Below are 15,897 nucleotides of genomic sequence, written 5' to 3' on the forward strand. Positions count from 1 at the left end.
CGTTGGCAGCCCGGCGGTCAGATCATCCGGCCCGGATGGGCGAAGGTGATCCGGAAGCGGCAGCCGGGTTCGCCATCTTCCACCAGCGACAGGTGCGCCTGGTTGGCTTCACACAGTTCCCGGGCCAGGTACAGCCCAAGGCCGGTGCCGCTTTTGTCGGTGGTGAAAAACGGCTCGAACACGGAGTTACGGTGTTCCGGCGCTATACCGGGGCCGAAATCCTTAACATCCACAAAGGCCCGCTCGCCATCGGCACTGGTGCCTGCGGCTAATTGTATCCTGTTTTGGCCGCTGTGCTGCTTGCTGTACCGCAAACCGTTGTCACACAGGTTTACCAGCACCTGTTCAACCTGGCTTTTATCGAACCGGGCTGCGGGAATGGCGTCATCGCAGAAGAGTTCAATCTGTACGGGGGTGTCGTCGTCCAGGGTTTGCAGGAAGTCCTGGCGGAACTCTTCAAGCCAGCTGGCCACATCCACCAGTTCGGTATCCGCTGCCCGGCGGCGGGACAAGTCCAGTACGTTTTCGATAATGCCGTTCACCCGCCGGGAATGCCGGCGAATGATATCCAGCATTTGCTGGTCGCCCTTGTCCAGGTTGGGAGATTCTTCCATCAACTGGGCCGCGTGGCTGATGGCGCCCAGCGGGTTGCGGATTTCATGGGCGATGCCGGCGGTCAGGCGGCCCAGTGAGGCCAGCTTCATTTGCTGGGCCTGCTGGGTAACCTTACTCATGTCTTCGATGAACACCAGTATCAGGTCGCCTTGGTCCTGGTCCAGCTGGGTCAGGCTGGCTTGTAATAACGGAGAGGTGTTTGACGGCTGGAAGGGCTCGATGCGCCTGCCGGGGTTTCTCAACCAGAGTTCCAGGCCCCTTTTCAGGGGCGGGGGCAGTTCCCGGTGGTGGCCGGATTCGCCCGCCTGGTGGCTGGCGGCGCCGAACAGCAGTTCTTCTGCCGCCGCGTTGGCCAGGCGAATGTGCCCGTACCGGTCCAGCACCAGAATGCCGGTGCGCATGCGCTGGATGATCTGCTGGTTGATCTGTTCCAGCTCGGCAATGCTCTTGGCCCGGCTGCTGGCCAGTGCTTCGCTGCGGATCATTCGCCTGGAGATGCCCTGCAGAATGACCGCCGTGGCGAAATACAGGATGCCCAAGGAGCCGGCCCGAACAATGTCGTCGGCACTTTCGTTGATGGTGATCACCGCCCAGCCGGAGATGCCCAGCGAGCAGATGGCCGCCAGTGCGGCGTAGAAGGTGCCCATGCGGGTGGGGGTCAGGATGTTGCCGGCGGCAACCGCGACAATCACCAGGTTGGCCAGCCCGTTGGTAATGCCGGAACTGGCCAGCAGCAAGCCGTGCATCACCAGGATGTCTGCCAGTATGGACAGGGTAATGTGCCGCTGCCGGGGCTGGAAGCCGGCCAGCAGAAGCAGGGCGATAAAGCCATTCAGGGCCAGGTACGAAACCACCCCGGCCTGGTAGTAATCCAGCCAGCGGAAACGGGTGTCTGCGGTGAACGGGTCTACAAACAGCAGGGCGACCAGCAACAGGCTGATGACTACCCGGTAGTGGTTGTAGATCCGGAACAGGCGCGCCTGCTGGTATTTTGCCGGTGGCCCGAACGGCGAGCGGGCATGGGTTGTGTTAGTAAGCTCGGTTGCCATGAAGGGGTTATTGCCTCTGCCCGGAAGAAATCCTTGCCTTTGCGGGGTTATAATAGCCTTTTCATGGCAACAAGTTACAGGAGCCTTTGCATGGCCACACCCGGAACCGCATCCGCCGATTCAGACTCCCCCCGCAAGCTGCGGGTGGTTATGGCCCAGCTGGACTTTCTGGTTGGCGACATTCCGGGTAATGCCGAGCTGGTACTGAAGGCCACCCGGCAGGCGCACGAGCAGCAAAAGGCAGACATCGTGCTGTTCCCGGAGCTGTGCCTGACCGGCTACCCGCCGGAAGACCTGCTACTGAGGCCGAGCCTGGACCTGCGCATTGCCGAGGCCCTGGAGCGTTTGCAGCAGGCCAACCTGGAACCGGCCATGTTGATCGGCGCGCCGGTGCGTTCCGGCGGTTTGTTGTATAACGCCGCGGTGGTTGTCGAGAAAGGCGAAATCCGCGGCCGGTATTTCAAGCGTTGCCCGCCCAATTACCAGGTGTTCGATGAAAGACGCTACTTCGCTGAAGGCCGCGATACTCTGGTTATGGATATAAAGGGTGTGCCGGTTGGCATCACCGTGTGTGAAGACATCTGGAAAGACGGCCCGCTGGAAGATGCCGCAGCCGCCGGTGCGCAACTGATCCTGAACCTGAATGCCTCGCCCTACGATATCGACAAACAGGCCCGGCGCAAGGCGCTGCTGGAACGCAAGGCGGCGGATAACCGGGTGAGCATTGTGTACACAAACCTGGTGGGCGGGCAGGACGAGCTGGTGTTTGATGGTGGCTCCATGGTGGTCGACCACGCCGGTGCGCTGGCGGTGGAGGCACCCCAGTTTGCCGATGGCCTGTTCCCGGTGGAATTCCTGTGTGAACACCACTGCCAGCCGATCTCTCAGCCGCTGCCGGCGGAGCCTTCCCTGGAAGCCAATGTGTACAACGCACTGGTGACCGGTGTTCGGGATTACGTAAATAAAAACGGCTTTAAATCCGTAGTGCTGGGTTTATCCGGCGGCATTGATTCTGCCGTGACCCTGGCGGTGGCTGCCGATGCCCTGGGCAAGGACAGGGTAAGGGCGGTGATGATGCCGTTCCGCTATACCTCCAGCGCAAGCCTTGAGGATGCCGAGGCCCAGGCCAGTGCCATGGGCGTTCAGTACGATGTGTTCTCCATCGAGCCCATGTACGACGTGTTCATGCAAACCCTGGCCAAGCCCTTTGAAGGCACGAGGCCGGATACCACGGAAGAAAACCTGCAGGCCCGCCTGCGGGGCGTGTTGCTGATGTCACTGTCCAACAAGTTCGGTTCTCTGGTGCTGACTACCGGCAACAAGAGCGAGATGGCGGTGGGTTATTCCACCCTGTACGGCGACATGGCCGGCGGTTTCGATGTGCTGAAAGATGTGCCGAAAACCCTGGTGTTCCGCCTGGCCTGGTATCGCAACAGCCTGTCGCCGGTGATTCCGGAGCGGGTGATTACCCGGCCGCCGTCGGCGGAGCTGGCGCCGGACCAGAAAGACGAGGACAGCCTGCCGGGATACGACATTCTGGACCAGATCCTGAACCTGTACGTAGAGCGTGATTACAGTGCCGAGGCCATTGTCGCGGAAGGTTTTGAGCGGGCGGATGTCGAGCGGGTGGTACGGCTGGTGGACATCAACGAATACAAGCGCCGGCAGGCACCCATCGGGGTGCGCATTACCGAGCGCGGCTTTGGTAAAGACCGCCGGTATCCGATTACCAACGGCTGGAAAATTGGCAAGTAAGGCTGCGGGCCTTACTCGTCGCCCATCAGGCCGAAGGTGACAACGTTGGTGAGGGACCGGTTCTGGCGGCGCAGGCGGTCAGACTGGAACTCACCGTTCTCATCAAAGGCTTCGCTGTCGGGGAAGTTCTGGCGCAGGGTAGCGATGGCATCGCTCGCGCCTTTCTTCAGGTCCATAAAGCGGAAGGTGTCGGCCAGCAGAATCAGTGCTTCTTCAACCGCCGGGGAAGACGGGAAGTTCTCCACCACGTACCGTGCCCGGTTGTTGGCCGCCACAAAGGCCTCACGCTTGATGTAGTAGCGGGCTGCGTGCAGTTCCAGTTCGGCCATGCGGTTGCGGATGGCGATCATGCGCTGGCGGGCATCCGGGGCGTATTCGCTGTCCGGGAAGCGGTTCAGCAGCTGGGAGAAATCCCGGAACGCCTGCAACTGTTCGCCGGGGCTGCGGGCCGCTACATCAATCGGGAAGTAGCGGGCAGCCAGGCCCATGTCCAGGTTGTAAGATGCCAGGCCGCGCATGTACATGGCGTAGTCCAGGTGGTCGCTCTGGGGGGTCAGGCGCATAAAGCGGTCAGCCGCCGCCCGGGAGCCTTCCAGGTCCAGGTTCTGGTAGCGGGCGAAGATCAGGTCCAGCTGGGCCTGTTCGGCGTAGCGGCCGAACGGGTAGTAGGTTTCCAGGGCGTCCAGGTTTTCTTCGGCTTCGTTGAAGTTGCCGGAGTTCATGGCCTGGCGGGCGTTGTCGTAGTAGGTCTCTTCCGGCAGTACTTCCACTTCGCGATTAGAGGCGCAGCCGCTGGCCAGCGCAATGATAGTGGAAATTAGCAGTAATCGGACAACTGATCTCATGCCGGAATCCCGTATAATGGTCGCAACTTGAATGAACCCCGCATTGTAGCAAAAAGAGGCCGAATGTCTTCCGATAACCGTATTACCGGACATTACACCATCCCCCCGGAACTGAGCGACCGGCGGCTGGATCAGGCTGCGGCCGAACTCATGCCCGAGCATTCCCGCTCGCGCCTGCAGTCCTGGATCAAAAGCGGGGCGCTCACGGTGAACGGCGAAGCCCGTAAGCCCAGGGACAAAGTCATGATGGACGACGTTCTGGACCTGGACGCCGAGCCGGAAGTGCAGGTTACCTGGGAAGCCGAGCCGATCACGCTGGATATCGTGTATGAAGACGAGCACTTGCTGGTGATCAACAAGCCCGCCGGGCTGGTGGTGCACCCGGCGGCGGGCCATGCCGACGGTACCCTGGTGAATGCGCTGCTGAACTATGCGCCGGAAGTGGAAAACCTGCCCCGGGCCGGCATTGTGCACCGGCTGGATAAAGACACCTCCGGCATTATGGTGGTGGCCCGCAGCCTGATTGCCCACACCTCGCTGGTCAACCAGCTGCAGGAACGCACCATGGGCCGGGAATACGAGGCCGTGGTAGTGGGTTCTCTCACCGGTGGTGCTACGGTGGATGCGCCCATTGGCCGGCACCCGCAGGATCGTAAACGCATGGCGGTGGTGTCGTCCGGCAAGCCGGCGGTGACTCATTACCGGCTGATTGAGCGCTTTGCCGCCCACACCCACGTTCGTTGCAAGCTGGAAAGCGGCCGTACCCACCAGATCCGCGTGCACATGACTCACGTGCGCCATCCGTTGGTGGGTGACCCGGTTTACGGCGGGCGTTTGCGTTTGCCCAAAGGTACAACGGAAGAGTTGCGGGATGTGCTGGCGGCGTTCCATCGCCAGGCCCTGCATGCCCGACAGCTGACACTGGAACACCCGGAAACCGGCGAGATTCTGAGCTGGGAAGTGCCCCTGCCAGAGGACATGGTTCACCTGATCGAAACCCTGCGGAAGCATGCCCGGGAACTGGAAGAGAATGATTACTGAGCACGACGTACTGCGCCCGGACTGGCCTGCGCCACGCCGGGTGCGGGCATTGTGCACTACCCGCAAGGGTGGCGTTAGCAGGCCGCCCTGGCACAGCCTGAATCTGGGCGATCACGTGGGTGATAATTCTGGCCACGTGCAGGAAAACCGCCAAACCCTGGCCCGCTTCGCCGGGCTGGATAGCAATCGCATTGGTTGGCTGAATCAGGTGCATGGCACCGAAGTGGTTGAATTAACGCCTGCCACCGTGGGCTCCCGCCCGGATGCAGACGCCAGCTTTACCCGTATTCCCGGAATGGCCTGCGCCATCCTGACCGCGGATTGCCTGCCGGTGCTGCTGGCGGATCGTAAAGGCACGGTGGTGGGCGCGGCCCACGCCGGCTGGCGCAGCCTGTGTGGCGGTGTACTGGAAAACCTTGTGGCCGCCATGGCGGTGGAGCCTTCGGAGCTGGCGGCCTGGATGGGCCCCGCCATAGGCCCGAAACAGTTCGAAGTGGGCCCGGAAGTGCGCGAAGCCTTTATCGGGCAGTCCCCGGAAGCCGCTGATGCCTTCAGGTCAGCCGGCGCCCGGCCCGGCCATTTCATGGCCGACATCTACCACCTTGCCCGCCAACGCCTGCGACACGCCGGGGTTAGCTCGGTATCTGGCGGTAGCCTGTGCACCGTGCGTGACCAGGACTGGTTTTTCTCCTACCGCCGCGATGGCCAGACTGGCCGTATGGCGTCGATTATCTGGCTGGGCTGACCGGCCAAAGCTGACGGCCGTCAAGTTTTCGTCGAAATAGCCAGCCCCCAGCTTGAAGTCCCCCTACCTGCCCCTACATTTAATGTCAAAGCAATCGGAATACGCCGAAGGCAGAGCGCCGTGGAGCGTATTCGCAAAAATTTCGGGGAACTGAACTCATGAGAATCGACAAGCTGACCAGCAAACTGCAGTCCGCCCTGGCGGATGCGCAGTCGATCGCGGTAGGCAAAGACCATAATTTTATCGAGCCGGTGCATCTTATGCAGGCGCTGCTCGATCAGCAGGGCGGATCGGTAAAGCCGCTGCTGCAACAGGTGGGTGCAGAGGCTGGCCGGGTGCGCCAGGCCGTCGCCCAGGAAATTGAAAACCTGCCGGAAGTGCAGGGCAACGCCGGCGATGTGTCGGTATCCAACGACCTCGGCCGGCTGCTGAATATGGCAGACAAGCAGGCCCAGAAGCGGGGCGACCAGTTTGTTTCCAGCGAGTTGATCTTGCTGGCGGCGCTGGAAGACCGGGGTTCGTTAGGCCGCATTCTGCGGGAGCAGGGCGTAGACAAAGCAGCCCTGGAAAAAGCTATTGATCAGGTGCGTGGTGGTGAAACCGTGAATGATGCAGGTGCAGAAGAAAATCGTCAGGCGTTGTCCAAGTACACTATTGATCTGACCGAGCGAGCCGAACAAGGCAAGCTGGACCCGGTGATCGGCCGGGACGATGAAATCCGCCGTACCATCCAGGTGCTGCAGCGCCGGCGCAAGAACAACCCGGTGCTGATCGGTGAACCGGGCGTGGGTAAGACTGCCATTGTGGAAGGCCTGGCCCAGCGCATTGTGAACGGCGAAGTGCCCGATGGCCTGAAAGACAAGAAGGTGCTGTCCCTGGATATGGGCTCGCTGATTGCCGGCGCCAAGTTTCGGGGTGAGTTTGAGGAGCGCCTGAAGGCGGTGCTGAACGAGCTGTCGAAGCAGGAAGGCCAGATCATCCTGTTCATCGACGAGATTCATACCATGGTCGGCGCCGGTAAGGCGGAAGGCTCCATGGACGCCGGTAACATGCTTAAACCGGCACTGGCCCGGGGTGAGTTGCACTGCGTGGGCGCCACTACCCTGAATGAATACCGGGAAAATATCGAGAAAGACGCGGCCCTTGAGCGCCGGTTCCAGAAGGTGCTGGTCTCCGAGCCCAGCGAGGAAGACACCATTGCCATCCTGCGCGGACTGAAAGAGCGTTACGAGGTGCACCACGGTGTTGAGGTGACCGACGGCGCAATCATTGCGGCCGCCAAGCTCTCACACCGTTACATTACTGATCGCCAGCTGCCGGACAAGGCCATTGACCTAGTGGATGAAGCCGCCAGCCAGATCCGAATGGAGATGGATTCCAAGCCGGAAGCCCTGGACCGCCTCGAGCGCCGGCTGATTCAGCTGAAGATCGAGCGCGAGGCCCTGAAGAAAGAGAAAGACGACGCCTCCAAGAAGCGACTGGCGGAGTTGTCGGATGTGATTGCCGGCGTTGAGCGGGAATACTCGGACCTCGAGGAAGTGTGGAATGCCGAGAAAGCGGCCCTGCACGGCTCCCAGAAGATCAAGAGCGACCTGGAGCAGGCGCGCATTGACTTGGAAACCGCCCGCCGTTCCGGTGATCTGGGGCGGATGTCGGAACTCCAGTACGGCAAGATTCCGGAGCTGGAGCGTCAGCTGGAAATGGCCGGCCAGGCCGAGATGCAGAAGATGGAACTGCTGCGTAACCGGGTAACCGATGAGGAAATCGCCGAAATCGTTTCCAAGTGGACCGGTATTCCGGTGTCCAAGATGCTGGAAGGCGAGCGCGACAAGCTGATGCGCATGGAAGAGGCGCTGCACGGCCGGGTGATTGGCCAGGAAGAAGCGGTGGAAGCAGTGTCTAACGCCGTGCGCCGGTCCCGGGCCGGGTTGTCGGACCCGAACCGTCCCAACGGTTCCTTCCTGTTCCTCGGCCCCACGGGTGTGGGCAAAACCGAACTGTGCAAGGCACTGGCTTCGTTCCTGTTCGATACCGAAGAAGCAATGGTGCGAATCGATATGTCCGAGTTTATGGAGAAGCACTCCGTGGCCCGGCTGATTGGTGCGCCTCCCGGATACGTGGGTTACGAAGAGGGTGGTTACCTGACCGAAGCGGTGCGCCGCCGGCCCTATTCCGTGCTGTTGCTGGATGAGGTAGAGAAAGCCCACCCGGATGTCTTTAACATCCTGCTGCAGGTGCTGGACGACGGCCGCCTGACCGATGGCCAGGGCCGCACCGTGGACTTCCGCAACACGGTAATTGTGATGACCTCCAACCTGGGCTCTCACATCATTCAGGAGAAGGCGGGCGAGGAGAACTACGAAGACATGAAGTCTGCGGTGATGGAAGTGGTGGGTACCCACTTCCGCCCCGAGTTCATCAACCGTGTGGATGAAGTGGTGGTGTTCCATCCGCTGGCGGAAAACCAGATCCAGGGCATTGCCCGCATCCAGATCGCGAACCTGGCGCAGCGCCTGAAGGATCAGGACATGAAACTGGAGATCGCCGAAGATGCCATGCAACTGCTGGCGGAGGTGGGCTACGATCCGGTCTACGGTGCCCGTCCGCTGAAGCGGGCGATCCAGCGGCTGATCGAAAACCCGTTGGCGCAGAAGCTGCTGAAAGGGGAGTTCATGCCGGGGGATACCATCGTGGCGACGGTTCAGGACAACGCCGTGGTGTTTGCTCGCAAGTAAGTGCTGCGCAGTGCCGGGGCTACTGGGCCCCGGCTATCAACCGGGAACGAAAAAGCCAGTCGGGTTGCCCGGCTGGCTTTTTTGTTTTACTGCTGCTCGGTTCGTTCTTCCATCGGGCCACAGTTCTCGGCGGCAATCTCTTCAAACTGCTTGCGCTGTTCCTCGATTTCTTCCGGGGTCAGGTAGCGCATCTCGCCGTTCTCCTCAACGCGAATCCGGGCGTTGCTCTCGATCACTTCAAGGTTGGAGCGGGCGGTGGCGCAGTTGGCTTCACGCTGTTTGCGCAGGGCTTCTTCCTGGGCGGTTTCCTGGCGCTGCCGGGTTTCAGCCTGCTGGCGCTCCTGGATTTCCTGAACCTGCTGCTGCGGGCTCACCCGGGACGCCTGGCCGCCGGAACTCTTGCCGGTGCGCACGTTAACAATCTCTGCAGATGCACCATTAGGCTGGCGATCCCCGAAGTGGGTTACGCCGCTGTCGTCGGTCCATTTGTAGACGGAGGCACCGGCGGCGAAGCCCGGGGCGGCGGCCATGATCGCGGCCAGCATCAGGATTTTTCGGTTCATAGGTCCACTCGTTATTCGATTACTGCCTGGTGACATGATGCCACCCCGAATGCGGATTTTCTTCTGCCTGGTTCAAATCTCTTGCACCATTATTGGCCAACCGGGGCCCTGTGTCTAAGAAAATGGTGGCAATTAAGCCACAGCGCCTATTGACAGTGAGTTTCCCGCTGTCAGAATTGCAGATTGCCTGAAGACTGGGGTCAATACGGCAGGCAATCCCGAGCGAGTATCCCCCGTTAATCACCACACTGCGTTCGCCACCCGCTGGCGGGCACTGGTTGTTGCTTACGTGCAACCCGTTGATTGGTCGTTCTCCGCAACCCTCAGGAGGGCGGCTGGCCAGGAGACAACCTCTTAAAAATGGTGTGGAGGAGTACGCCGGTTCCGCTTTCACAAGAAGCAGGGAAACCGAGAATCCAGGCAACCGGGGCGTAACCCGGCTCATTCACTCGTAGAAGAGGGTAGAAATCGTGGAGTTATTGTCTGGCGCCGATATGCTGATCCGCTCCCTGCAGGATGAAGGGATCGAATACATATACGGCTATCCGGGTGGTGCAGCCCTTCATATTTATGATGCGCTGTTCAGGCAGGACAAAGTCAAGCATATTCTGGTTCGGCACGAACAGGCGGCGGTCCACATGGCCGACGGCTACGCCCGTGCAACCGGAAAACCAGGTACCGTACTGGTGACCTCGGGTCCTGGAGCCACCAACACTATTACCGGCATTGCCACCGCATTCATGGATTCCATCCCCATGGTGGTTCTGTGCGGCCAGGTTGCATCTACACTGATTGGTGAAGATGCCTTCCAGGAAACCGACATGATCGGTGTTTCCCGCCCGGTGGTTAAGCACAACCTCAGTGTGCGCCATCCGGAAGAAATTCCTGAAGTGATCCGCAAGGCTTACTACATTGCCTCTACCGGCCGCCCCGGCCCGGTTGTGGTGGATATCCCCAAGGATATGACCACCCCGAACGAGCGCTATGAGTATGCCTATCCGAAGAAGGTCAAGCTGCGCTCCTATAACCCGGCAGTTCGTGGCCATGCCGGCCAGATCAAGAAAGCCGTCGACATGCTGATGGCGGCCAAGCGCCCGATCATCTATGCCGGCGGCGGTGTGATCCTGGGCAAGGCCTCAAACCAGCTGACCGAGCTGACCCGGACCCTGGGCTTCCCCATCACCAACACCCTGATGGGCATCGGCTGCTATCCGGCGACCGACAAGCAGCATTTGGGCTGGCTGGGCATGCACGGCACTTATGAAGCCAACATGGCGATGCACCATTCAGACCTGATTCTCTGTGTGGGCGCGCGCTTTGATGACCGCGTAACCAACGCCACCGAGAAGTTCTGCCCGGGTGCGCGCATTATTCATATCGATATCGACCCGGCATCTATCTCCAAGACCGTAGATGCAGACGTGCCCATTGTTGGCCCGGTGGATGCGGTACTGAAAGAAATGCTGTCGCTGGTCAAAGAGTCGAAGGACAAGCCGGATGCCGAAGCGCTGGGGTCCTGGTGGAAGCAAATCGAAGAGTGGCGTGCGTTCCACGGTATGCGTTACGAAACCAGCCCGGATGTGATCAAGCCGCAGGAAGTGGTCGAGATGCTCTGGAAGCTCACCAACGGTGATGCCTTCGTAACCACCGATGTGGGCCAGCACCAGATGTTTGCTGCCCAGTACTACAAGTTCGACAAGCCCAACCGCTGGATCAACTCCGGTGGCCTCGGCACCATGGGCTTCGGCCTGCCGGCAGCCATGGGCATCAAGCTGACCCATCCGGAGGATGAAGTACTGTGCTTCACCGGTGAAGGCAGTATCCAGATGAACATCCAGGAGCTGTCCACCTGCAAGCAGTACAACCTGCCGGTGAAGATCATCAACCTGAACAACCAGGCCCTGGGCATGGTCAAGCAGTGGCAGGACATGAACTACGAGTCCCGTCATTCCCAGTCTTACATGGAGTCTCTGCCGGACTTCATCAAGCTGGCGGAAGCCTACGGCCATGTTGGCGTGCGCATTGATCGCAAGGAAGACCTGGAGCCCAAGCTCAAGGAAGTCCTGGCGATGAAAGACAAGCTGGTATTTGTGGATATTTACGTGGACCGCTTCGAGCATGTGTACCCGATGCAGGTTGCCCGTGGTTCCATGAAAGATATGTGGCTCAGCAAAACGGAGAGGGTGTGATCATGCGTCGAATCATTTCTGTTTTGCTTGAAAACGAGCCGGGCGCACTGTCCCGCGTGGTTGGGCTGTTTTCCCAGCGCAACTACAACATCGAAACGCTGACCGTGGCGCCGACCGAAGACGAGACCTTGTCTCGCCTGACCGTCACCACCAGCGGTTCCGACAAGGTTATCGAGCAGATCACCAAGCAGCTGAACAAGCTGATTGAAGTGGTCAAGCTGGTAGACCTGACCGAAGGTGCCCACATCGAGCGTGAGCTGATGCTGGTCAAGCTTAAGGCAACCGGTTCCCAGCGTGCGGAAATCAAGCGCACCGTGGATATCTTCCGGGGCCAGATTGTCGACGTAACCAGTTCGGTTTATACCGTTCAGCTGGCCGGCGACAGCAGCAAGCTTGATGGCTTTATCCAGGCTGTAGGCACGTCTGGCGTGCTGGAAGTGGTGCGTACCGGTGTATCCGGCATCGCCCGTGGCGAAAAAGTTCTCAGCCTGTAAGGGCTGCCCGAAAAATTTGAACACTATGGCCCCGAAGGGCTGTTACTGATAACAGAGGTTTCTCATGCAGGTTTATTACGATAAGGATTGTGATCTTTCCATCATCCAGGGCAAGAAAGTTGCCATTCTGGGCTTCGGCTCCCAGGGCCACGCGCACGCGTGCAACCTGAAGGACTCCGGTGTAGACGTAGTGGTTGGCCTGCGTGCCGGCTCTTCCTCCATCGCCAAGGCTGAAGCCTACGGCCTGAAGACCAGCGACGTGGCTTCTGCCGTTGCTTCCGCCGACGTTGTTATGGTGCTGACTCCGGACGAGTTCCAGGCCCAGTTGTACCGCGACGAAATCGAGCCGAACCTGAAGCAGGGCGCTACCCTGGCGTTCGCACACGGCTTTGCTATCCACTACAACCAGATCGTTCCGCGTAAAGACCTGGACGTGATCATGGTTGCTCCGAAGGCGCCGGGCCACACTGTACGCACAGAATTCACCAAGGGCGGCGGTATTCCTGACCTGATCGCGATCTTCCAGGACGCTTCCGGCAACGCCAAGAACGTAGCCCTGTCTTACGCCAGCGGCATCGGCGGCGGCCGTACCGGTATCATCGAAACCACCTTCAAAGACGAAACTGAAACCGACCTGTTCGGTGAGCAGGCGGTTCTGTGTGGTGGCGCGGTTGAGCTGGTTAAAGCCGGTTTCGAAACCCTGACCGAAGCGGGCTACGCTCCGGAAATGGCGTACTTCGAGTGTCTGCACGAGCTGAAGCTGATTGTTGACCTGATGTACGAAGGCGGCATCGCCAACATGAACTACTCCATCTCCAACAACGCTGAGTACGGCGAGTACGTAACCGGCCCGGAGGTGATCAACGAGCAGTCCCGCGAAGCCATGCGTAACGCACTGAAGCGCATCCAGAGTGGCGAATACGCCAAGATGTTCATCTCTGAAGGTGCCCTGAACTATCCGTCCATGACTGCTCGTCGTCGCCAGAACGCGGCTCACGAGATCGAGACTGTGGGCGAGAAGCTGCGTTCCATGATGCCGTGGATTTCCGCGAACAAGATCGTGGATAAAGAAAAGAACTGATCCGGAATTTCCGGTACGGTTTGAAAGCGCGGCCCTAGTGGCCGCGTTTTTCGTATATACTCCGCCCAAATGCTTTCCGGAGTTTATGGAATGACTGAAGAGAATAAATCTGTCGACAAGCCTGAACCGAACAAGGCTGCAGAGCTGGACCTTGAAAGTGGCGAGGTTGTCGAGGAAGAGTTGGTTGAGGGAGCCAAGGTGCGCCGTAAGGGCATCTACCTGCTGCCCAATGCCCTGACCACCGCATCCCTGTTTTCCGGGTTCTATGCCATTGTCTCTGCCGCCAACGGCGTGTTCGACAACGCCGCCATCGCTATTTTCGTGTCGATGGTTCTGGATGGCCTGGACGGCAGGGTGGCCAGGATGACCAACACCCAGAGCAAGTTCGGTGAAGAGTATGACAGCCTGGCCGATATGGTGGCCTTCGGCGTGGCTCCGGGCATGGTGGCCTTCTTCTGGGCCCTGAACGGGCTGGATAAAGTGGGCTGGGCTATTACGTTCATCTACGTGGCCGGCGCGGCATTGCGGCTGGCTCGCTTCAACACCCAGATTGGCTCTGTTGATAAAAAGTTCTTTGTGGGTTTGCCCAGTCCGGCTGCAGCCGCTTGTGTGGCAGGCCTGGTGTGGTGCTTCCATCAGTTTGAACCGTCCGCCTGGCTGACCTTGCTGTCTATTGTGGTCGTCGGCGGTGCCGGCGTGCTAATGGTGAGCAACGTTCTTTACCGCAGCTTCAAAGACCTGGATTTGCGGGGCCGGGTGCCTTTCGCCGCTATCTTGCTGGTGGTTTTGATACTGGTAGTGATCGCTGTAGACCCGGCCACCGTATTGTTCACTGCGTTCCTGATCTATGCGTTGTCGGGTCCGGTCCGCGCCTTGTTCCGCAAAAAGCCAAAGCGCGCCTGACGACAACTGCCTCCCGCCCGGATCCGCCCGGGCGGGAATTTCTCCGGGAATGTTCGGTCTATCTGTTAACCGCGAACTCTGGAGCCTCCGATGTTTATCAAGCAACGCCCTTCCTGGTCTGTCCCCGAATCTGAAGTAACCCCGGAATCCGTTTACCTGAACCGGCGCAAGTTCATGACCGGTGCTATTGCTTCAGCCGCAGCACTGTCGATTCCGGGGCTGGTTCGGGCGGAAGATACCTGGCCGGGAACGGTTTTGGACTACAAGGCTGCGGCGCAATTCTCCACCGACGAGAAACCGGCCCCGTATGATGCCATTACCACGTACAACAATTTCTACGAATTCGGCACCGGTAAGCAGGACCCATCCCGCTACGCTTCGGAAATGTCTGTGGACCCCTGGTCTGTTGAAGTAGAAGGGGAGTGTGCGAATCCCGGCAAGTACGCGCTGGAGGATTTGCTGAAGCCTCACCAGTACCAGGAGCGGATCTACCGGTTGCGGTGTGTTGAGGCCTGGTCAATGGTGATCCCGTGGGTGGGTGTACCGCTGGCGGAGGTGATCAAACGCCTGGAGCCGAACTCGGATGCGAAATTCGTCTACTTCGAAACGCTGGATGCGCCGGAGCAGATGCGCGGGCAGCGATCCCTGTTCAGTACCATCGACTGGCCCTATCGGGAAGGCCTGCGTATGGATGAGGCGATGAACGAATTGTCGTTTCTGGCGGTAGGCCTGTATGGAAAGACCTTGCCCAACCAGAACGGCGCGCCGATCCGCCTGGTGGTGCCCTGGAAATACGGTTTCAAGAGCATCAAGTCGATTGTGCGTATCCGGTTTATGAAAGAGCAGCCGAAATCCAGCTGGGAAATGATTGCGCCAAGCGAATACGGTTTCTATGCCAACGTGAACCCGGAAGTGGACCACCCGCGCTGGAGCCAGAAGATGGAGCGCCGTTTGCCTTCGGGCGTGTTCCGGCCGAACTGGATCGAGACGGAAAAGTTTAATGGCTACGGCGAGCAGGTGGCCGGCCTTTACAAGGGCATGGACCTGTCCAGGTATTACTGATGGCCTCTGCTGTAGCAAACAAGTGGCGCGGTATTGCCGGAAAGTGCCTGGTGTTTGGTTTGGCCCTGCTGCCGCTGGGCTTCCTGGTGGCGGACATTATCAATGCCAACCTGGGGCCGGACCCCGGGCAGGTGATTACGGAAGCGCTTGGCATTGCCGCATTCCAGCTGCTTTTGGTTACGCTCGCCATAACCCCGTTAAAGAAATTAACCGGCTGGTCGGGCTGGTTACGTTACCGACGGATGCTGGGGTTGTTTGCCTTTTTCTATGCCGCGTTGCATCTGCTGGCCTTCCTGCAGCTGATTCTGGGCTGGATGGATCTTTGGGCGACCTTTACCAAGCGCCCCTACATTATTGCGGGTGCTGCCGCGTTCCTGGCGATGGTGCCCCTGGCGATCACGTCCACCCGGGGAATGATGAAGCGTACCGGGCGGTGGTGGAAGCCGTTGCATCGTTTGATTTACCCGGCTGCGATACTCGCGTGGGTGCATTTCCTCTGGCAGGCAAGAAGTGACATTACCGAAATGGTGGTTTACGCGGTAATTCTGGCGGGATTGTTGGTGCTGCGGGCCAGGTGGTTTGGTGTTTCGTCTCTGGTGCCACTAAAAAGAACTTGAAATACGTCACAAAATGGACAATAAATAGTCATTGTGGTGAGCGATTGATCAGGCATGTAGGTGGAAACCGAAGCCTGCCAGGTTTTTTCGGAAAAGGGCGTTGACAGTTTTTCTTACGCCTGTAGAATGCGCACCACTTCTGAGGGACAAGCCACTCACGGCAACTTTCGGAAGGAATGCAACCGATTGAAAGTATTCGAAAA

The 15,897-nt window shown here is 59.3% G+C and carries 13 protein-coding genes; 10 read left to right on the top strand and 3 right to left on the bottom strand.

All coding sequences use genetic code 11. The features are described from left to right. Positions 1–17 precede the first annotated feature (17 nt). A complete protein-coding gene (locus B2589_RS10530) occupies positions 18–1,664 on the bottom strand; it encodes a sensor histidine kinase (protein WP_286816550.1) in 1,647 nt (548 codons plus the stop codon). Positions 1,665–1,754: 90 nt separating this feature from the next. Here B2589_RS10530 and B2589_RS10535 point away from each other — a divergent pair, with 90 nt between their 5' ends. Beyond that, positions 1,755–3,419, top strand: coding sequence for an NAD+ synthase (locus B2589_RS10535; RefSeq protein ID WP_286816551.1), 1,665 nt, complete (start codon positions 1,755–1,757; stop codon positions 3,417–3,419). Between the two features lie 11 nt (positions 3,420–3,430). Here B2589_RS10535 and B2589_RS10540 read toward each other — a convergent pair whose 3' ends face one another. Next, positions 3,431–4,264, bottom strand: coding sequence for an outer membrane protein assembly factor BamD (locus B2589_RS10540; RefSeq protein WP_286816552.1), 834 nt, complete (start codon positions 4,262–4,264; stop codon positions 3,431–3,433). Positions 4,265–4,327: 63 nt separating this feature from the next. Between B2589_RS10540 and rluD the strand changes: the two genes are divergently transcribed. From rluD to clpB, 3 genes are all read left to right on the top strand, one after another. After that, positions 4,328–5,305 (top strand): 23S rRNA pseudouridine(1911/1915/1917) synthase RluD, encoded by a 978-nt coding sequence (rluD, locus tag B2589_RS10545; protein WP_058341562.1) that lies wholly within the window; start codon positions 4,328–4,330, stop codon positions 5,303–5,305. Then, a complete protein-coding gene (pgeF, locus tag B2589_RS10550) occupies positions 5,295–6,050 on the top strand; it encodes a peptidoglycan editing factor PgeF (RefSeq protein WP_286816553.1) in 756 nt (251 codons plus the stop codon). Before rluD ends, pgeF begins: the two co-directional genes overlap by 11 nt. Positions 6,051–6,208: 158 nt before the next feature. Then, positions 6,209–8,785: an ATP-dependent chaperone ClpB gene (gene clpB, locus B2589_RS10555; RefSeq protein WP_286816554.1), complete on the top strand. Its 2,577-nt coding sequence runs from the start codon at positions 6,209–6,211 to the stop codon at positions 8,783–8,785. An 86-nt stretch (positions 8,786–8,871) separates the two neighbouring features. Here clpB and B2589_RS10560 read toward each other — a convergent pair whose 3' ends face one another. Continuing rightward, positions 8,872–9,348, bottom strand: a complete 477-nt coding sequence (locus B2589_RS10560; protein ID WP_286816555.1) for a DUF4124 domain-containing protein — start codon at positions 9,346–9,348, stop codon at positions 8,872–8,874. Between the two features lie 470 nt (positions 9,349–9,818). Between B2589_RS10560 and B2589_RS10565 the strand changes: the two genes are divergently transcribed. The 6 genes from B2589_RS10565 (at position 9,819) to B2589_RS10590 (ending at position 15,694) form a co-directional block, all read left to right on the top strand. Next, on the top strand, positions 9,819–11,537 hold the full coding sequence (locus B2589_RS10565) for an acetolactate synthase 3 large subunit (RefSeq protein ID WP_232901569.1): 1,719 nt from the start codon (positions 9,819–9,821) through the stop codon (positions 11,535–11,537). 2 nt (positions 11,538–11,539) lie between these two features. Next, positions 11,540–12,031: an acetolactate synthase small subunit gene (ilvN, locus tag B2589_RS10570; RefSeq protein WP_036218832.1), complete on the top strand. Its 492-nt coding sequence runs from the start codon at positions 11,540–11,542 to the stop codon at positions 12,029–12,031. A 64-nt stretch (positions 12,032–12,095) separates the two neighbouring features. Beyond that, positions 12,096–13,112 (top strand): ketol-acid reductoisomerase, encoded by a 1,017-nt coding sequence (gene ilvC, locus B2589_RS10575; RefSeq protein ID WP_058341567.1) that lies wholly within the window; start codon positions 12,096–12,098, stop codon positions 13,110–13,112. Between the two features lie 90 nt (positions 13,113–13,202). After that, the gene (gene pssA, locus B2589_RS10580; protein WP_022987781.1) at positions 13,203–14,015 is read left to right on the top strand and encodes a CDP-diacylglycerol--serine O-phosphatidyltransferase; all 813 of its coding nucleotides are present in this window, start codon (positions 13,203–13,205) and stop codon (positions 14,013–14,015) included. Between the two features lie 90 nt (positions 14,016–14,105). Next, entirely contained in the window at positions 14,106–15,077 is a 972-nt protein-coding gene (gene msrP, locus B2589_RS10585) for a protein-methionine-sulfoxide reductase catalytic subunit MsrP (RefSeq protein ID WP_286816556.1), read from the top strand. Then, positions 15,077–15,694, top strand: a complete 618-nt coding sequence (locus tag B2589_RS10590; RefSeq protein WP_286816557.1) for a sulfite oxidase heme-binding subunit YedZ — start codon at positions 15,077–15,079, stop codon at positions 15,692–15,694. Before msrP ends, B2589_RS10590 begins: the two co-directional genes overlap by 1 nt. The last annotated feature ends 203 nt before the right edge of the window (positions 15,695–15,897 follow it).

It is taken from the genome of Marinobacter sp. UBA3607, assembly GCF_002375525.1.
Lineage (GTDB): Bacteria > Pseudomonadota > Gammaproteobacteria > Pseudomonadales > Oleiphilaceae > Marinobacter > Marinobacter vinifirmus.